This window comes from Streptomyces piniterrae (genome assembly GCF_005048155.1).
GTDB classification, from domain to species: domain Bacteria; phylum Actinomycetota; class Actinomycetes; order Streptomycetales; family Streptomycetaceae; genus Streptomyces; species Streptomyces piniterrae.
On the sequence record NZ_SUMB01000005.1, the window covers coordinates 121218 to 139667 of the forward strand.

The 18450-nt window shown below is 71.7% G+C and carries 16 protein-coding genes; 8 read left to right on the plus strand and 8 right to left on the minus strand.

All coding sequences use genetic code 11. The features are described from left to right. Positions 1-25 precede the first annotated feature (25 nt). Positions 26-1201, minus strand: coding sequence for an NAD(P)-binding protein (locus FCH28_RS16860; protein WP_136740865.1), 1176 nt, complete (start codon positions 1199-1201; stop codon positions 26-28). A 310-nt stretch (positions 1202-1511) separates the two neighbouring features. Between FCH28_RS16860 and FCH28_RS16865 the strand changes: the two genes are divergently transcribed. Further along, positions 1512-2156, plus strand: coding sequence for a pentapeptide repeat-containing protein (locus tag FCH28_RS16865; RefSeq protein ID WP_136741131.1), 645 nt, complete (start codon positions 1512-1514; stop codon positions 2154-2156). A 189-nt stretch (positions 2157-2345) separates the two neighbouring features. Here the strand turns inward: FCH28_RS16865 and FCH28_RS16870 are convergent, their stop codons facing one another. After that, a complete protein-coding gene (locus FCH28_RS16870) occupies positions 2346-2843 on the minus strand; it encodes a hypothetical protein (protein ID WP_136740866.1) in 498 nt (165 codons plus the stop codon). A gap of 123 nt (positions 2844-2966) precedes the next feature. Here FCH28_RS16870 and FCH28_RS16880 point away from each other — a divergent pair, with 123 nt between their 5' ends. Continuing rightward, positions 2967-4562, plus strand: coding sequence for an SGNH/GDSL hydrolase family protein (locus tag FCH28_RS16880; protein WP_187363851.1), 1596 nt, complete (start codon positions 2967-2969; stop codon positions 4560-4562). 200 nt (positions 4563-4762) lie between these two features. Here FCH28_RS16880 and FCH28_RS16885 read toward each other — a convergent pair whose 3' ends face one another. Continuing rightward, complete coding sequence (locus FCH28_RS16885) at positions 4763-5338, minus strand: TerD family protein (protein WP_136740867.1); 576 nt, start codon at positions 5336-5338, stop codon at positions 4763-4765. A 235-nt stretch (positions 5339-5573) separates the two neighbouring features. On the opposite strand from FCH28_RS16885, the gene arfB reads away from it, so the two are divergent. Then, positions 5574-6002 carry an alternative ribosome rescue aminoacyl-tRNA hydrolase ArfB gene (gene arfB, locus FCH28_RS16890; protein WP_136740868.1) on the plus strand — a complete coding sequence of 143 codons (429 nt, stop codon included), beginning with the start codon at positions 5574-5576 and terminating at the stop codon, positions 6000-6002. Between the two features lie 111 nt (positions 6003-6113). On the opposite strand, the gene FCH28_RS16895 is transcribed toward arfB, so the two are convergent. Continuing rightward, a complete protein-coding gene (locus tag FCH28_RS16895) occupies positions 6114-6728 on the minus strand; it encodes a flavin reductase family protein (protein ID WP_136740869.1) in 615 nt (204 codons plus the stop codon). A 299-nt stretch (positions 6729-7027) separates the two neighbouring features. Here FCH28_RS16895 and cdgB point away from each other — a divergent pair, with 299 nt between their 5' ends. Together cdgB and FCH28_RS16905 are read left to right on the plus strand one after the other, a co-directional pair. Continuing rightward, a complete protein-coding gene (gene cdgB, locus FCH28_RS16900) occupies positions 7028-8686 on the plus strand; it encodes a diguanylate cyclase CdgB (protein WP_136740870.1) in 1659 nt (552 codons plus the stop codon). A 303-nt stretch (positions 8687-8989) separates the two neighbouring features. Continuing rightward, positions 8990-9898 carry a carbohydrate-binding protein gene (locus tag FCH28_RS16905; protein WP_136740871.1) on the plus strand — a complete coding sequence of 303 codons (909 nt, stop codon included), beginning with the start codon at positions 8990-8992 and terminating at the stop codon, positions 9896-9898. A gap of 84 nt (positions 9899-9982) precedes the next feature. Here FCH28_RS16905 and FCH28_RS16910 read toward each other — a convergent pair whose 3' ends face one another. From FCH28_RS16910 to FCH28_RS16920, 3 genes are all read right to left on the minus strand, one after another. Continuing rightward, entirely contained in the window at positions 9983-10912 is a 930-nt protein-coding gene (locus FCH28_RS16910; protein WP_136740872.1) for a 1-phosphofructokinase family hexose kinase, read from the minus strand. 206 nt (positions 10913-11118) lie between these two features. Beyond that, positions 11119-12360 (minus strand): N-acetylglucosamine-6-phosphate deacetylase, encoded by a 1242-nt coding sequence (gene nagA / locus FCH28_RS16915; protein WP_136740873.1) that lies wholly within the window; start codon positions 12358-12360, stop codon positions 11119-11121. Beyond that, positions 12360-13292, minus strand: coding sequence for an ROK family protein (locus tag FCH28_RS16920; RefSeq protein WP_136740874.1), 933 nt, complete (start codon positions 13290-13292; stop codon positions 12360-12362). The genes nagA and FCH28_RS16920 overlap by 1 nt, the downstream gene beginning before the upstream one ends. A gap of 322 nt (positions 13293-13614) precedes the next feature. On the opposite strand from FCH28_RS16920, the gene FCH28_RS16925 reads away from it, so the two are divergent. The 3 genes from FCH28_RS16925 (at position 13615) to otsB (ending at position 16645) form a co-directional block, all read left to right on the plus strand. Continuing rightward, complete coding sequence (locus FCH28_RS16925) at positions 13615-14883, plus strand: extracellular solute-binding protein (RefSeq protein WP_136740875.1); 1269 nt, start codon at positions 13615-13617, stop codon at positions 14881-14883. Between the two features lie 265 nt (positions 14884-15148). Next, the gene (locus tag FCH28_RS16930) at positions 15149-15412 is read left to right on the plus strand and encodes a DUF3263 domain-containing protein (protein ID WP_136740876.1); all 264 of its coding nucleotides are present in this window, start codon (positions 15149-15151) and stop codon (positions 15410-15412) included. A gap of 273 nt (positions 15413-15685) precedes the next feature. Then, positions 15686-16645 carry a trehalose-phosphatase gene (otsB, locus tag FCH28_RS16935; RefSeq protein WP_169314184.1) on the plus strand — a complete coding sequence of 320 codons (960 nt, stop codon included), beginning with the start codon at positions 15686-15688 and terminating at the stop codon, positions 16643-16645. Between the two features lie 251 nt (positions 16646-16896). Here otsB and FCH28_RS16940 read toward each other — a convergent pair whose 3' ends face one another. Beyond that, positions 16897-18405, minus strand: a complete 1509-nt coding sequence (locus FCH28_RS16940; protein ID WP_136740877.1) for an alpha,alpha-trehalose-phosphate synthase (UDP-forming) — start codon at positions 18403-18405, stop codon at positions 16897-16899. Positions 18406-18450: the final 45 nt, after the last annotated feature.

Sequence of the window (18450 nt, forward strand, 5' to 3'; positions counted from 1 at the left end):
AGGTCGGCGGACGGCGGCACGGAGGTCAGCGCCGTTCCGGAGCCGGTGTGCGGAGGCGGTGTGCGGCGGTGGTGCCCAGGGCCAGCGAGACCGCTTCGAGGGCGCTGGTGAACGACACCTCGCTCAGCACCCCGGGCGCCGCGACCTGGTCGCCCGCCAGATAGACGCCGTATCCGCGGTCCACGGCCGGGCGGTCGCGCCAGGTGGTGCCCGGCAGATCCAGCGCTCCCGTACGGCCGGTGGCCAGCGCCTCGCGGCGCCAGGTGGTGCGCTCGCGCCAGCCCGGGAAGCCGGCGTCCAGGAGCCGTTCGGCGCGGGCGACGCCGTCGGCACGCCGCTCTCCAGGGGCGATGCCGATCTGGCACTGGAGGAGCTGTTCGCCGTGCGGCGCGAGGCCCGGATCCTGGCAGGTGAAACGTTCGACCCAGCCGGAGAAGTCCAGCCCGGAGAGCGCGAACGGGTCGCCGCGCCGGGTCCGTACGGCGATGTCCAGGAGGGTCGTGCGCGCGCTGCTCCAGGTGAGGCCTTCGTCCTTGAGGAGGGTGCGGGCCGCGTCCAGGTGGGTGGCGACGATCACCGGGTGGTCCTCCGGAACCGCGTCGACGCGGGAGCCGGTCTCGATGCGTACGCCCAGGCCACGGGCGTGCGCCGCCATCCGCCCGATCAGCGCGCTCCAGCCGCCGCGGATGTAGTGGGCCTCGGGCGGGAGGGCCGTGGTGCGGCGCAGGCGTTCCTGGACGAAGGCGGCGGAGAGCAGGCCCGGGTCGTGGTGGAAGGTGGCGACGCCCACGTAGTTGGCGGCGGCACGCGCTGCCGGTTCGCCGGCCTGGGCGCTCGCCCAGGTGAGAAAGTCCTGGTCAACGGGGGCGTGCTTGCGGCTGCGCAGCTTCAGGATGCCGAGCGGGGGCAGTCGGCGCAGACCGCCGTGGTGGAAGAAGCGCAGGCCGGCGGCGCCCCGGAGCGGCAGCGCGGCGAGCGGCTCGAGCAGGCCGCGCTGCTTGAGCCAGGTCCAGTGCGGGCCTCGGCTGTAGAGGGCGTGCGGGCCTTCGTTGGTGCGGTAGGGAGCGTCGGCGGTGCGGGCGCGGCCGCCGAGGGAACGGTGCGCTTCGTGGAGGGTGACGGCGGCGCCGGCCTCGGCCGCCGAGATGGCGGCGGTCAGGCCGGCGAAGCCGCCTCCGATGACGGTGAGCTGCTGGGGCATGGGGTGTGTCCTCCGCTGCGTCGTGTGTGCGTGGCCGTGTGTTCGTAGCCGGGTGCTCGTGGTGTGCATTCGTGCCGTGGGTGCGTGCTTGTGTGTTCGCGGCTGTGTGTTCGTGGGCTTGGACGGATGGGGTGGCGCGGGATGTGACATGTGGTCGGCGGAGAGGATGTTTGCGCAGGTCAGGAGGCATCTGAGGGGGCGTTGTCAGTGGGGTGGTTCACGATGGGGTGTGCAGGCGCGGACCGGGCCTGCGGCGGGGCACGATCGGGGCGAAGGCGGTGATCGCGTGGCAGGGCGCGGCAGGGAGACGGTGCGGGCGGTGCGGCGGCCGGAGGTGCGGTTGCCGGAGCTGGCGCCGTATGACGGCGGGGAGTTGGAGCCCGAGGGGGATTACGACGGGCTGGAGTTCGCGGACGCCGACTGGGCGGGGCAGCAGGGGCGCGGCGCGCGCTTCATGGACTGTGCGGTGCGGCGCTGCGCGCTGGACGAGACGGTGCTGAGCCGGGCGCGGATCATCGACAGCGTGCTGAGCGGTGTGCGCGGTGTCGGGACGGATCTGTCGCAGGCGTCACTGCGCGATGTGGAGGTGTCCGATGCCCGGCTCGGCGGGACACAGATGCACGGCGCGGTGCTGGAGCGGGTGGTGGTGCGCGGCGGGAAGATCGACTTTCCGAATCTGCGTCAGGCGAAGCTGCGGGATGTCGCCTTCGAGGGGTGCGTGCTGGTCGAGGCCGATTTCTCGGGTGCGGAGCTGGAACGGGTGACGTTCGACGACTGCACCCTCGCGCGGCTGGATCTCACCGGGGCGCGGATGAAGGACGTCGATCTGCGCGGGGCGGCCGCGGTGGATATCGCGCGGGGGATCGACCGGTTGTCGGGCGCGGTGATCAGCGCGTCCCAACTGCTCGATCTGGCCCCGGCGTTCGCGGCGCAGATAGGCGTACGGGTGGAGTGAGGGGGAGCGGCGGGGAGCCCGTGGCGCTCGCCCCTCGGCTCCGTGGCGCACGCCCCTGGGCCCCGTGGTGTTCCCCCTCGCGCCCGTCGCGCTCACCCCTCGGCCTCTGTGGCGTATGCCTCGCGGCTCGGTGGCGCCGCCCGGCGGTGCCCGTGCTGGGGCTCAGTCCTCCGGGTGTCGTGGGCGTGGTCAGACGCGCGGGAAGCGGGCCTGGAGGTCCCAGATGGCCGGGTTGTCGCCGAGACCTTCGTGCATGTCGGTGAGGTCGGCGATCAGGTCGTGCAGAAAGTCGCGGGCCTCGCGGCGCAGCGCGGAGTGGTTGAAGGTGAGCGGGGGTTCCTCGGCCGGCATCCAGTCGGCCTCGACGTCCACCCACCCGAAGCGGCGCTCGAAGAGCATCCGGTCGCTGGATTCGGTGAAGTCCAGCTCGGCGTGAATGGGGCGGGCGGAGCGGCTGCCGCGCGGGTCGCTGTCGAGCTGCTCGACGATGTCGCACAGCGCCCAGGCGAAGTCGAGCACCGGCACCCAGCCCCAGTCGGTGGACAGCTCGCGGTCCGCCTTGGTGTCGGCGATATAGACGTCGCCGCAGAAGAGGTCGTGCCGCAGGGTGCGTACGTCCGCCGTCCGGTAGTCCATCTGGGGAGGGTCCGGAAACCGGCGGGAGAGCGAATAGCCGAGGTCGATCACGTCTTGATGGTGTCACGCCGGTGCGGCCGGGGGAGCGCCGGCACCGGCCGGCCCGGGGTCGGCAGTCGGCCTAGGGACCGGTGGCGGAACTCCCTTGCCCGACGACAAGGTGGGGGAATGATCATGTCTGGTTCTTTGGTGAGGCGATCGGCGGTCGCCGCCCTCGGGGCGGTTGCGCTGGCCGCTCTGCCGGTGCTGCCGGACGTGCCGGGCGGTCTCGGCCCGCAGCGGGCGACGGCGCGCGCTGCGGGCGCGGACGGACGAGGCGACAGGGGTCACGGCGCCGGCCGGCAGCAGAATGCCGACGACTACGACTACGGCTACGGCGACTACGAATTCGGCGACGACGACTACGACTACTACGGCGACGACGATTACGGCTACGGCGACTACGAATTCGGCGACTACGGCGATTACGGCGACTTCGACCCCGAATTCGGCGGCTACGGGGACTACGGGGACTACGGGGAGGGTCAGGGCCACAGTCACCGCCATGGCACGGCCCATCGCCACGGCAAGGCCCACAGCCACGGTCGGAGCCAGGGCCACCATCACCGCAAGGCCCGGTGGCGGGGCGGTTGGGCCGCGTCGCCGCAGGCGCCGAACAACGTCTTCCGCAACAACTGGTCCCGGGTCGGCTTCGCGCGCCAGACCATCCGGCAGGTGGTGCGCGTCAGCACCGGCGGCTCGCAGGCCCGTATCGAGCTGTCCAACCGCTACGGCACTACGCCGCTCAAGGTGGCCGGGGCGACCATCGCCCGCACCGACCACGGTGCTTCGGTGCAGGCCGGCTCGGTGCGGCGGCTGACCTTCGGGCACCGGCGGTCGGCGACCGTCCCCGCGGGGGGCGAGCTGCGCAGCGACGCGGTGGCGCTGAAGGTCCGCGCCCTGGAGTCGCTGACCGTCACGCTGTATCTGGACGAGCCGACCGGCCCGGCCACGTTCCACGGGTTGGCCTCGGCCACGAGCTATCGCGCGGACGGCGACCACCGCTCCGATGTCGGGGCCAAGGCCTTCACCAGCACCTCGCGCTCCTGGTACTACCTCTCGGGCGTCGAGGTGGCCGGCGGCCGCGCTCGGCACCGCGATGGAGTAGTGGCCTTCGGGGACTCCATCACCGACGGTTTCGGCTCCAGGGTCGACGCCGACAACCGCTACCCGGACGAGCTGGCCGAGCGGTTCGCCGCCGCCGGGCGGTCGCGCAGCGTCGTCAACCACGGGATCACCGGCAACCAGCTCACCAACAACTCGGAGTGGGCCGGCGAGAAGGCCCTGACCCGCTTCCGCAGGGACGTACTGAACGAACCGAACGTGGGCACCGTCATCCTGCTGGAGGGCATCAACGACATCGGCATGAGCGAGTGGCAGGGCGTGACGGGCGGTCCGACGCCGAGCCGCACGGTGGAGGAACTGATCGCTGCACAGCGTGAGTTGGTACGTCAGGCGCATGCGAAGGGCCTGAAGGTGATCGGTGCGACGCTGACGCCGTTCAAGGGCGCGCAGTATTACAACGAGCGCGGCGAGAACAAGCGCGATGCGCTCAACGACTGGATCCGGACCTCCGACGAGTTCGACGGGGTGCTGGACCTGGACCGGGCGCTCGCCGACCCCGCCGACCGGGACCGGCTGGCGGCGGCGTACGACATCGGCGACCATCTGCACCCGAACGACGCCGGCTACCGCGCGATGGCCGACGCGGTGGACATCGACGGGCTCTGAGGCACTTGCGGGAAGCCGATCGCTGGGCCCCGGGAGCGGCCTGCCCCGGAAGCCCCGGAGACCCCGAGAACCGCCCCCGGAAACGGCCGAGGGCCGGCCCCCAGGGGAGCCGACCCTCCGCCGTACTCAGGCGCACCCGCCTCAGGCGCACCCGCCTCAGGCGCACCCGCCTCAGGCGGTCACGCCGAAGTCGTCACGCCTCAGACGTTCACGCCGAAGTCCTGCGCGATACCGACCAGGCCGGACGCGTAGCCCTGGCCCACCGCGCGGAACTTCCACTCCGCACCGTTGCGGTACAGCTCGCCGAAGACCATGGCGGTCTCGGTCGCCGCGTCCTCGCTGAGGTCGTAGCGCGCGATCTCGGCGCCGCCGGCCTGGTTGATGATGCGGATGAAGGCGTTGCGCACCTGGCCGAAGTTCTGGCTGCGGTTCTCGGCGTCGTAGATCGAGACCGGGAAGACGATCTTCTCCACGTCGGCCGGCAGGCCCGCCAGGTTGACGTTGATCTGCTCGTCGTCGCCCTCGCCCTGGCCGGTGACGTTGTCACCGGTGTGCACGATGGACTGGTCCGGCGTGGCCTTGTTGTTGAAGAAGACGAAGTGCTGGTCCGAGTAGACCTTGCCGCTCGGGTTGACCGCGATGGCGCTCGCGTCGAGGTCGAAGTCCGTGCCGGTGGTGGTGCGGACGTCCCAGCCGAGGCCGACCGTGACGGCGGTCAGGCCCGGTGCCTCCTTGGTGAGCGAGACGTTGCCGCCCTTGGACAGGCTTACAGCCATGGGAAGTCCCTTTCCTTGTCGACTCGTCGAAGCCTCGGGCTCCGCGTTGCTGATGACGCTACCGTCACCCACCACAACGTCATCAGGGGACCACCAGGTTCCATCGGGCTTTACTTTCTTTGCCGGATCCTGATGCCAGGCCGCCCCGACGCCACGAAACCCTGATGTCACCGGTCCGTATCACCCTGCGAAAAGCGGGTGACGGAACCGCCGCGGACGCGGGATCATGGGACACATGTCCGGGCCCTATGTCATCCGCGGTTCGGTCGCTCTTCCAGAGGCCGAGCTCGTATGGCGTTTCTCGCGGTCCTCCGGTCCGGGCGGCCAGCACGTCAACACCAGCGACAGCCAGGTCGAGTTGCGATTCGACCTCGGCGGAACGCAGGCGCTGCCTCCCGTGTGGAAGGAGCGCGCCCTGGAGCGGCTGGCGGGCCGGCTGGTCGACGGTGTGCTGTCCGTACGGGCCTCCGAGCACCGCTCCCAGTGGCGCAACCGCGAGACCGCGGCCGTCCGGATGGCCACGTTGCTCGCGCAGGCCACCGCCCCGCCGCCCAAGCCGCGCCGTAAGTCGCGGATCCCACGGGGCATCAACGAGCGGCGGCTGCGGGAGAAGAAGCAGCGCGGCGAGACGAAGCGCGGCCGCTCGGGCCGCGACTGGACCTGAGCCCCGCCCGTCCCGAAAGCCCCGCCCCTCCCGAAAGCACAGCCGGCCCCGAAAGCGCAGCCGGCGCCGAAAGCTCCCCAACCGCCGGTGCGTCACCCAACTGCCGGTACGTCACCCCAGCTGTCGGTACTTCCCCCGGAAGTACGTCAGCGGCCCGCTGTCCTCGTCCGGGATCGACGACGTCAGCACCCGCCCGATGACGAGAGTGTGGTCGCCGGCCACCATCCGCTGCTCGGTCCGGCACTCCAGCGTCGCGAGCGCGCCGCCGATGAGCGGCGCCCCGGCCGCTTCGCCCCGTACATGAGGAATGCCCTCGAAGAGCAGTCGGTCGCTGATGCGGCCTTTCATCGCGAAACGCCCGGCAATCTGGCGCTGCTTCTCCGACAGTACCGAGACCGCCCAGAGGGGCTGGTCCGCCAGCAGGTCGTCCATGCGCGAGTCGTTGCGAACGCTCACCATCACCAGCGGCGGGTCGAGCGACACCGACAGGAACGCCGTGGCGGTCATGCCGACGTCCTCGCCACTCGGCCCGTCCTCCGGGTCATGGGCGGTGATCAGCACCACGCCGGCGGCGAGACGGGACAGGGCGGCACGGAATTCTTCCTCACTCACCCCCTCAGAATGGGGGATCGTCGCCCCGCCCGGCACGGATCCAGGAGAGACGGCGGTTGTGGCGGTGGGCGTGGTGTCGCCGGCCGGGTCTGCGGCGGGGGTTTTCGTGAACACGCCACGAACGCTAACTTTTGCTCGGTCCGGCGCGCATCGGACCCTGGGACGACTCGCGGCCTAGGTCTGACGACGGAGGGCCCGGGTGCCAAAATTTGCGTTCAGGAAGTGTACGGACGTTCCCGCGGGCACCCCTTTCGAGATCATCAATACACCCTCACGGACTGTGACTTGAGTCACAGCACGCGGTAATTGTTGACCCTGTGTACCGAGTGAACAGCTCACTGTGATTCAGTGAGCGTGGAATCGGACGACGAAGAATTCTGGAGTTGCTGTCGAGGTCTCAGGGAGAGCGAGCGATGGAGACCGAGTCGGAGCCATACGTCCGTCTTGCGACCCTGCGGCAGCTGCACCAAGTGGTCGCCGAGCTGAATACCGCACGCAGCCTCGCGGACACCCTGCAGACGGTCGCGGACGGAGTGATCGCCGGGCTCGGCTTCGAGCTGTCCGCGGTCAATCTCGTCCGGCCGGACGGTGACCTCGTCGTCGCCGCGGTCGCCGGCAGCGCGGGCGCCGAGGCGCTGATGGCCGGGCGGGTCGGCTCCCGGGCGTCCTGGGACCGCAGGCTGTCGATGGGCGAGCGATGGGGCGAGCTGCGCTTCATCCCGTACACCGAGGGCTGGGTGCTGGACGACGACGACGTCCCGCAGTGGCACACGGCCGGGCCCGCGCCCCGCTTCCCCGACGAGTGGCACCCCATGGACCGCCTCCTGGCGCCCATGTACTCGCAGGCCAACGGCGGCGGCGAACTGCTCGGGGTGATCTCCGTCGACCGGCCGCGCAACGGCCGGCGCCCCGGCGCCTGGGGCCAGGAAGCGCTCCAGATGTACGCCTTCCAGTCCGCCATCGCGATCAGCAACGCCCGGCTGCGGGCGAACATGCAGCGCGCCCTGGTCCGGCTGGAACGCGAGCAGCAGGCCCTGCGCGCCAGTGAGGAAAGCTTCCGGCAGGCGTTCGAATACGCGCCGAGCGGGATGGCCGTCGCCGAAATGGGCGGCGACCAGCACGGCCGGCTGCTGCGCACCAATGACGCGCTGTGCCGCCTGCTGGGCCGCCCGGCCTCCGCCATGCGCCGCTACTCCTTCTCCGACCTCGTCCACCCCGAGGACATCGGCACACTGCTGCGCACCTCCGCCGAGGGCGGCCGCGCCGAGCTGCGGCTGGCCCGCCGGGACAACACCTACGTCTGGGTCTCGCTCCGCAACTCCGTCGTCGCCGACACCGCCGACGGCCCCCGCTACCTGCTCACCCACGTCGAGGACATCGAGGAGCGCAAGCGCCATGAGCTGCAGCTCGCGCACCGCGCCAGCCATGACTCGCTGACCGGCCTGCCCAACAGCGCCGAGCTGCGGGCCCGCCTCGGCGCCCGGCTGTGCGCCCGCCCTCCCGGCTCCGCCGCCGACGCCTTCGCCTCCTCCGCCGGCCACGCCGACCCGGACAGCTTCCGCCCAGACGGCACCGAGCCGTTCGGCGCGGTCGACGGTTCCGACGGCGGCGTCCCGTTCGACCACCACGTCCACACCATCGCGCCCGAGGACGGGCCGGCGGACGACGGCTCCAAGGGGCTCGCGGTCCTCTTCTGCGACCTCGACGGCTTCAAATCGATCAACGACCGCTTCGGGCACCACACCGGCGACGCGGTGCTGATCGAGGTCGCCCGCCGGCTGACCAGCGGCGTCCGCGACGGCGACACCGTCGCCCGGCTCGGCGGCGACGAGTTCGTGGTGCTCGCCGACGGCCTCGGCACCGCCGACGCCCAGGACCTCGCCGTCCGGCTACGGAACGCGATCATCCCGCCGATCAGGGTCGACGGCCGCGCGGTCCGGGTCGGCGCCAGCTTCGGCATCGGCTGGGCGAGCTGCGGGATGTCCGCCGAAGAGGTGCTCGCCTCGGCCGACCAGCGGATGTACGTCGAGAAACGGTCCCGCTCGAAGGCCAACCGGCGGGCCGCGGGCTGAGCGCGGCCCGAATGCGCCGCGGCCCCGGAATCCGCCGCGGTCCACGCCCCGGAAAAATGCCGCGTATCTCACACTCGCCGCATCTGCCGCGTTCTGTCGCGGCACACCCGCCGTTCACCGTCCTGTAGCGATCTTGTGGCCGTTCCGGCTCGGCGTGGCAAGGCCCGGAAGCGGTAGGCTGCGCCGATGCGGCGCGCTGCCGCCGGGGGCCCGAAAGAGACAGTTCGCGCAGCGACGTGCGAACACGTACTGACACGTACGAACGCGTCCTGACGCGTACAGATCGCTTGGGAGTGACACGGAATGACGGCCGGCAACAACGGCGCGGACACGCCGGAGAACGACGACCCGTTCGCCTACCTCTACCGCTCGGAAGGCGGCGAGGGCGGCGCACCGGGCTCGGCGGGCGACGGCGCGCCGACGCGGCAGCCGGGCGTCCCCCGCACCTCCTACAACCAGGTGCGCGCCGTCGGCCAGCGGCAGTACGGCACCCAGCAGGCCCCGCAGCAGACGTACGGGCAGCAGAACGCCCACTACGCCGCGCCGGAGACGCTGCCCGGCGGCAACGACCGACCCCGGCCCGCCCAGGGCTACGCCGACGCCCCCGAGCCCCGCCGCCGCAACGGACTGCTGATCGGCGCCGTCGCGGTCGTCGCCGTGGTCTGCATAGGCATCGGCGTGGCGATGCTGACCAACGGCAACAACGCCAACAAGGAGAACGCGGGGAAGCCCGGCCCGACCGCAGGCGACTCGGTGGCGCCCAGCAAGGAACCGTCCGCCAAGCCGGCCCCCGGCGAGCTCCCCAAGGGCGATGCGCTCAGCATGCGACTGGAGGGCGGGGCGATCACCGCCAAGGACGTCCCCGGCGCCCGCACCAACACCGGTGCCTACGTCGCCGGCATGAACACCCCCGGCGCATCGGCCACTTGGACGCTGGACGTCGACAAGGCCGGCCAGTACAAGCTCTGGGTCGGCTACGGCGTACCCGGCAAGGACGCCAATCTCACCATGAGCGTGAACGGCAAGCCCGACCCCCGGCCGATCAACATGGAGAACTTCGCGCACGCCGACGAGGGCGCCTGGGACAAGGGCTGGACCAAGACCTGGTCCTACGTGCAGCTCAACAAGGGCACCAACACCGTCACCCTGTCCTGCGGGGCCGGCAACCAGTGCGAAGTGAACCTCGACAAGGTCTGGCTGGCGAACAAGTAACCCACCCGGCGGAGACGAACACAGGGGACGAGCAGCCGCCGGCGGACAAGTGACACGCCGTCAGGTTCCGTTCGGCGGCGGCCCTCACGCCGCCGACGGGTGATCCGTCACCACGACACGCGGCAACAGCTCGTCGTACGTCTTCACATCGAACTCGCCCGCCGCCGGGGCCCGCACGGTCGCCGCCGACAGCGCCACCGCGCGGCTCAGCCGGGCCGGCCACGGCAGCCCCTCCACCAGCCCGGACAGCAGCCCCGCCACGGCCGAGTCGCCGGCGCCCGTCGGATTGCCGGCGATACGCCGCGGCGGCGCGGCCTGCCAGACACCCTCGGCGGTCACCGCGAGCATGCCCTCCGCCCCCAGGGAGGCGGCCACCGCGTGCGCGCCCCGTCGCCGGGTGTCGCGGGCGGCCCGCAGCGGCTCCGTACTGCCCGTCAGAGCGGCGAGCTCATCCGCGTTCGGCTTCGCCAGATCGGGACGCGCGGCCAGCCCCCGGCGCAGCGGTTCACCGCTGGTGTCCAGGAGGACCGGCACACCGGCCCCGCGCGCCGCCCGGGTGAGACGCGCATACACATCGACCGGCACACCCGGCGGCAGACTGCCGCACAGCGCCACCGCCCGTGCATCACCCAGCAGTTCGCGGTACGTACCGAGGAAGCTGTCCCACTCCGCGGGCGAAACGGTCGGACCCGGCTCGTTGAGCTGCGTGGTGTCACCGGAGTGCTCGTCGACGACGGCGACGGTACGGCGGGTGGCGCCGCCGACCGGCACCAGCGCGTCGGTGACGTCGGACTCCTGGGTGAGCAGCGCACGCAGCGCCTCACCGGTGCCACCGCCCGCGAAGCCGGTCGCGACCGTCCGGTGGCCGAGCGCGGCCAGCACACGGGCGACGTTCAGGCCCTTGCCGCCGGGGCGCTCGGTGACCTCGGTGACCCGGTGCGTGCTGTGCGGACGGAGCCGGGGCACGCGATAGGTGATGTCCAGGGCGGCGTTCAGCGTGACCGTGAGGATCATGATTCCCCCTCCCGCGCCGGGCAGCCGCCGGTCCGACGGGTAGGACGGCCGCACCGGCGGCCGCGTATGGACAAGTGCGCGAGCGATCATGCCATCCGGACGGTGGTAGGCCCAGACCCCCGCCACCCACCGTCCGGTCCGCGTTCACCTGGAAGACGGCCACCGCGCGCCCGGGAGGACGCACCCGGGCACCCGCCACCGACGCATCAGGCCCCCGTCGGCGGCACCACCCACTCGCCCCGCCGCAGCACCCCCGCCAGCTCGTAGGCGGAGTCCAGAATCACCAGGTCGGCGTCCTTGCCCGGCTCCAGCGAGCCGGTCCGGTCGTCGATGCCCAGCAGCCGGGCCGGATTGGCGGACAGCGCCCTGACCGTCTCATCGACCGTCAGACCGTCCACGGTGACGGCACGTTGGAAAGCCCGATCCAGGGTGAGCGTGGAGCCGGCGATGGAGCCCGCCGTCGGCCCGTCGCTGATCCGCGCGACGCCGTCCCGCACCTCGACCCGCATCGGGCCCAGCGGATACATCCCGTCCGTCATACCCGCCGCCCCCATCGCGTCCGTGATGAACGCGACGCGCCCCGACCCCGCGGCGCGGAACGCCATCTGCAGGACCGCGGCGTGCAGATGCGTGCCGTCGTTGATCAGTTCCACGGTCACCCGCTCGTCCTCCAGGAGCGCCGCGACCGGGCCCGGCGCACGATGCCCCAGCGTGGGCATCGCATTGAAGAGATGGGTGGCGACGGTGGCGCCCGCCTCGATGGCCTCGCGGGTCGCGTCGTAGGAGGAGTCGGTGTGTCCGACGGCCGCGATCACACCGGCCTCGGCGAGCAGCCGCACGGACCGCAGACCACCCGGCAGCTCCGGCGCGACGGTCATCATCCGGGCCGCACCGCGCGCGGCGTCGACAAGCCTGCCGACCTCGACCGGATCCGGGTCGCGCAGCAGCTCCGGCTGGTGCGCACCACAGCGGTGCGGGGAGATGAACGGCCCCTCGAAGTGGATACCGGCCAGCTCCCCGTCCTCCACCAGCTCGGCGAGCACACCCGCCTGCCGGGCGAGATCGTCCAGATCACCGGTGACCGTGGAGGCGAGCATGGAGGTGGTGCCGTGCCGGCGATGGGTGTCGACGACCGTCAGGCACTCCTCCGGATCCGCGGACGAGAAGGAGCCGCCGCCCCCACCGTGCACATGCATGTCGACGAAACCGGGCACGATCAGATGCCCCGTCAGGTCGATGACCGCCGCCTCCCCCTCCGGATGCCGGTCACCGCGCCGCCTGTTGTGCCCGCCGCGATCGCTGCCACGGCTGCGGACCTCCGCGATACGGGTGCCCTCGACCGTGATCCGGCCGTTGTCGACGACCCCCGACGGCCGGGCGACTCGGGCGCCGGACAGGACCGTGCGCCGGGGGTCCGAGGGGCGTCCCGCGGATTGTTGCTGTGCCATCAGGCGGATACCTCCGTGGAGAGAAGATCCCAGGCGAGCAGTCCTGCGCCCAGGCACCCGGCGGCGTCCCCCAGAGCCGCCGGAACGATCGAGGGGAGCCGCTGGAACGTAACGCGCCGGCCGACCGCCTCCCGCAGAGGCGCGAACAGCGTGTCACCCGCTTCGGCCAGCCCGCCGCCGATGATCAGCGTCTGCGGATCGAGCAGGGTCAGCCCGGTCACCAGGCCGTCGGCGAGCGCGTCCACGGCGCTCTGCCACACGGCGCGGGCGCGTGCGTCACCGGACTCCACGGCCTTGGCCGCGTCCGCCGCGGTCGCCCGCGGATCGCCGCAGGCCGCCGCCCAGTCGCGGCCGACCGCGGCGGCCGAGGCCAGCGTCTCCAGACAGCCGCGCTGGCCGCAGCCGCACTCGCGCCCCCCGGGCCGTACGACGATGTGGCCGATCTCGCCCGCGCTGCCGTGGGCGCCGCCCTCGATCCGGCCGCCGATGCCGATGGCGCCCGCGATGCCGGTGCCCAGCGGCACGAAGAGAAAACGGTCGGCGTCCTTGCCGGCACCGATCCGGCCCTCGGCCAGCCCACCGGTGCGGACGTCATGGCCGAGCGCCACCGGGACGCCGCCGAGCCGCTCGGACAGCAGCGCCCGCATCGGCACGTCCCGCCAGCCGAGGTTGGCGGCGTAGACGGCGGTCCCTGACGCCTCGTCGACGATGCCGGGGACCGCGACCCCGGCGGCCACCGCGGCGCCACCGAACCGCTCCCTCCCCAGATCGCGGAGCTCCGCCGCGAAGCCGAGAATCGCCTCGACGACCGCCTCGGGGCCGCGCTCGCGACCGGTGGGGCGCCGCGCCTCGTACAGCAGGCTGCCGTCCGCCCCCGCGAGGGCGGCTTTCATCCCGGTGCCGCCCACATCAAGGGCGATGACATGTCTCACGGGACCAGTTTCGCGCGCTCCGCCATGAAAGGTCTAGTCCACTCGCCGTCGTCATACCCGTCGTGGACCGCCCCGGCGCACGGATCCGGCCGCCCCTCCCGCCCGCCGCACCGCCATGCCACCCCGCCCGACCTGGCCCGCGCCCCGCTTTGTGATCTTCGCGTGGCTAGGGCGGTGCGCAAGCGAAATATGGTGTGGTGTAGACCTTATGTGTGAACGCGGGGGAAACTCGCTGTTCCTCATGCCGGTTGAGGGAGACCCCCGAGACCACGGGGCATACCCGGCACCACGTACATTCGGGACAAAGGGCGGTAGACAGCAAGTGCAGCGGCGGTATCTGAGCCTGGCAGCGATGGGAATCGCCTCGGCCATGACACTGACACTTACCGGCTGCGGCGCCTCGGGCGACGGCGGCGATGTCACCCTCAAGCTCATCGCGGCGGACTACGGCGACCGCCAGTCCAACAGCTCCCAGCACTACTGGGACCAACTGACCCGCGCCTTCGAGAAGAAGAACCCCGGCATCAAGGTCGACGTCGAGGTCTACAGCTGGACCGACGTCGACAAGAAGGTCGAGGACCTGGTCAAGGCCGGCAAGGCCCCCGACCTCGCACAGATCGGCGCCTACGCCGACTACGCGGCCAAGGGCCAGCTCTACAGCACCGACAAGCTGCTCTCCATACCCGTCGAGGCCGACTTCACGCCCTCCCTCGCCGACGCCGGCGAATACGAACGCGTCCAGTACGGCATGCCCTTCGGAGCCAGCACCCGGCGCCTCTTCTACAACAAGAAGCTGTTCGCCGAGGCCGGCATCACCAACCCGCCGCAGACCTGGAACGACATCGCCCGCGACGCCCAACTGCTGAAGAGCCACGGCGTCAAGATCCCCTTCGCGGTGCCGCTCGGCCCGGAGGAGACCCAGGCCGAGACGCTGCTGTGGATGCTCAGCGGTGGCGGCGGCTACACCGACAGCATCGGCAAATACACGATCGACTCCGCGGAGAACGTCAAAACCTTCGAGTGGCTCCAGAAGGACCTCGTCGCCAAGGGCCTGACCGGCGTCGAACCCGCCAAACTCAACCGTGCCGACGCCTTCCAGGGCTTCGCCGACGGTGAGGTCGGCATGCTCAACGGCCACCCCACGCTGATGAAACAGGCCGAGGCCAAGGGCATCGACTACGGCACCGTCGAACTGCCCGGCACCAACGGCAAGGCCAAGGCCACCATGGGCGTCGCCGACTGGATGATGGCGTTCAAGGCCGGCGGCCACCGCACGGAGACCGGCAAATTCCTGGACTTCGTCTACAGCAAGAAGAACGTGCTGAAATTCTCCGGCGACTACGGCCTGCTGCCCGTCACCGCATCCGCCACCGAGGCGATGCTCGCCGACGACAAGTACACCAAGCTGCACGGCTTCCTCAAGCAACTCGGCAACGCCGAGTTCTACCCCGCCAACAAGACGTCCTGGCCCCTGGTCTCCAAGACCCTCAAGGCCAAGATGGGCGCCGCGGTCGGCCCCAAGGGCAACCCGTACGGCGTCCTCACCGACATCCAGAACACCGCCGACATGGCCGACAACGCGACACAGTGATGGTGCGTAGGGGGCTGGGGCCGAGGTCGGGCGTACCGGGACTGGGGTCGAGGTCGGGCGTACCGGGGCTGGGGTCGGGGCCGGGCGTCGGCCGATGCCTTAGGCCGGGCGGGCGCACGGGGCCCGGAGCGGGCTGTCGGGCGTTGTCCGGAGCGGTGGGCACGGAGGCCGGAGTGGCGTGTCGGGTATCGCCCGGGACCGGGCGTACGGAGGCCGGGACGGGGCGTCGGGCGATGTCCGAGGCCGGGCTTATCGTGGAAGCGTGATGACGGGAGACACGAACGGCAACGACACCGCGGGTTCCGACGCGCTCTCCTCGCGGGACGAAGCGGTGCTCGCCGTCGAGCGCCGCTCCTGGCCGGGCCCCGGCGCCAAGGAACGCACCATCCGCGAGCGCCTCGGCATCTCCCCGACCCGCTACTACCAGCTCCTCAACGCCCTGTTGGACGACCCCCGCGCACTCGCCCACGACCCGGTCACCATCAACCGCCTCCGCCGAATACGCGAAACCCGCCGCGCCCGCCGCTGACCTCCCTACGGGGCCGCCCGCCGCTGACCGCCTCACGGGACTGACCGATTGCCCCGCCAGGACTGACGACCAGCCGGGACTGACCGATTGACCGCGCGCCAGGCAAACGTCGACCCGTCCACGACCGGGCGAGCAACGCCGGCCCACCCCCGTACGCGTCCGGAGACACTCCACCCCCGTACCCGTCCGGAGACGCCCCGGACGCACGGCCCGCCGGCCGGATGCTCCCGTACACCCGGCATGCGCCCATACCCCGCCGGTAGGGTCGTCGCCATGGGCAGCCCCCCGAACGCCGCGCCGACGCCGAACCCCGAACCCGAGCCGGCCCCCGACTCCCCGCCGCCGAACGCCACATCGGCCACCGGCTCCGCGCCGCCCCCCGGCAGCGTCCCCCTCCCGCACACCGTCGCCGGCCGCGAGGGCCTCGCCGCACTGCTGGCACACCCCGAACGCGCCGTCCTCGCCCTCGACTTCGACGGCACCCTCGCCGACATCGTCCCCGACCCCGAAAAGGCCCGCGCCCACCCCGGCGCCACCGTCGCCCTCGGCCGGCTGGTGCCACGGCTGCGCGCCGCCGCCGTGATCACCGGCCGCCCGGCCACCGTCGCGGTCCGCCTCGGCGGCTTCGCTGATGCCCCCGGCCTGGACCACCTCACCGTCCTCGGCCACTACGGCGCCGAGCGCTGGGAAGCGGCCACCGGCACCCTGCACGCCCCGCCGCCGCACCCCGGCATCGCTGCCATACAGGCCGAACTCCCCGGCGTCCTGGACACCTCCGGCGTCTGGCACGGCACCTGGGTCGAGACCGCCATCGAGCGCAAGGGCGGCCGCGCGATCGCCGTCCACACCCGCCGCGCCGAGGACCCGCAGGGCGCCTTCGAGCAGTTGCGCGCCCCGCTCTCCGCGCTCGCCGAACGCCACGGCCTGATCGTCGAGCCGGGGCGCCTCGTCCTGGAACTGCGCCCGCCCGGCATGGACAAGGGCGTCGCGCTCGCCGACTGGGTCCGCGAGACTGGCGCCACGACCGTCCTCTACGCGGGCGACGACCTCGGCGACCTGGCCGCCTTCTCCGCCGTCGACAAGCTCCGCTCCGACGGTCTCACCGGCGTCCTGGTCTGCAGCGGCAGCAACGAGGTCGCCGAACTGGCCGAACGCGCCGACCTGGTGGTCGACGGGCCGACCGGCGTCGTCGCACTACTCGACGCGCTCGCGGACCGGCTGGCCGACGACTGAGGCGGGGCCAGTCGACATTCGCCCCAGTCCCCATCGACGAGACCAGGGGAGTGGCGGTGCGTGCCCTTGCCCCGCCTTTAGCCTGTGTGCCCTTCGGCGCCTTTCTGGCCCGTGTGCCCTTGGCCTGCCTTGCGACGCCTCCTCATATTCCGGCAACGATTACGGAGAGTGATTCGTTCCCGGGTGTGAGTAACTGGCCAGGAGGTGAACATAGGTGTGAGCGGCTGTCGGAAAATGGTCACTCTCTGTGGCTAAGGAGCGGAGCTTGAAGTCGCGGGGTCTGTCTTCAGGGCGTCCAGCTGGTCCAGGAACCATTGGGCCGGGGGCAGTGCGGTCGCGGCCGCGGCCAGTCGCTTGGTGCGCTCGGCGCGCTCGCCGTATTCCATCGACAGCGCCGTGTGCAGCGCCTCCGCCGTGGCGTTGATGTCGTAAGGGTTGATGACGAGGGCGTCCTTGCCCAGTTCCGCGTAGGCCCCGGCCTCCCGCGACAGGACCAGCGCGCACCCGTGGTCCGAGACCACCGGGATCTCCTTGGCGACCAGGTTCATCCCGTCCCGGATCGGGTTCACCAGCGCCACGTCCGCCAGCCGGTAGGCGGCCAGCGACCGCGCGAAGTCGTCCTTGACGTGCAGCTCGACCGGCTGCCAGTCCGCCGTGCCGTACTCGGCGTTGATCTCCTCGGCCAGTCGGCCGACCTCCGCGGTGTACTCGCGGTAGACGGCCAGGTCCTGCCGTGAGGGGTAGGCGAACGCCACATGGACCACCCGCTCGTGCCACTCCGGGTGGTCGGCCAGCAGACGGCGGTACGCCAGCAGTCCCCGCACGATGTTCTTGGACAGCTCGGTGCGGTCGACCCGCACGATCGTCTTGCGGTCCGTCCCGCCGATCTGCTGCCGCAGTGTCGCCATCCGCTCTTCGACATCCGGCCGGTGTGCCCGCTCGCGCAGGAAGTCGGCGTCGGCGCCGAGGCCGTGCACTCCGATCCGGGTCCGGCGCGGGGTGCTCTCCGGCGGGGTCGAGACGACGTAGGGCGCCCCGTCGCTCGGCCAGTACGCGTCGCAGTCCGCGCCGAGCGCCTGCCGGCAGCAGCCTGTGAAGGCCCGCGCCCACCGCTCGGTCAGGAAATTCGCCCGGTCGGCGCCGAGGATGCCCACCGTCAGCTTCCGCTGGACGTCGTCGGGAAGCATCGCGAAGTACTCGGGCGGCGCCCACGGCGTATGCGAGAAGTGCGCGATCCGCAGGTCGGGGCGGCGGTCGCGGAGCATCCCGGGCACCAGCGCCAGGTGGTAGTCCTGCACCAGGACCGCCGCGCTGGGCGCCGCCGCATCGGCCAGCGCCTCCGCGAACGCCGCGTTGTAGGTCTCGTACGACGCCCACTGCGCGCGGAACCGGTCGTCGAAGACGGGCTCCAGCGGCGTCTGGTAGAGCATGTGGTGGACGAACCACAGCACGGAGTTCGCGACGCCGTTGTAGGCGTCGGCGTGCACCTCCGCCGGAATGTCCAGCATCCGGACGCGTTGTCCGCCGGTGTCCTCCGGATCCAGCGCGCCGCCGCTCCGCCGTACGGCCTCCCGGTCGCCGTCGCCGAGCGCGGCGCACACCCATAGCGCGTCCGAGCCGGGTCCGATGGCCGACAGCCCCGACACCAGTCCGCCGCCGCCCCGCTTGGCGGACAGCGCGCCGTCCGCCGCCAGGGCATAGGAGACCGGCCCGCGGTTGGACGCGACGAGTACCTGGGCACCACTGCGCTCGGAGACCATGCCGCGAGATTAACCCGCGACGGATCCGCGCAAACGTACGCCGGA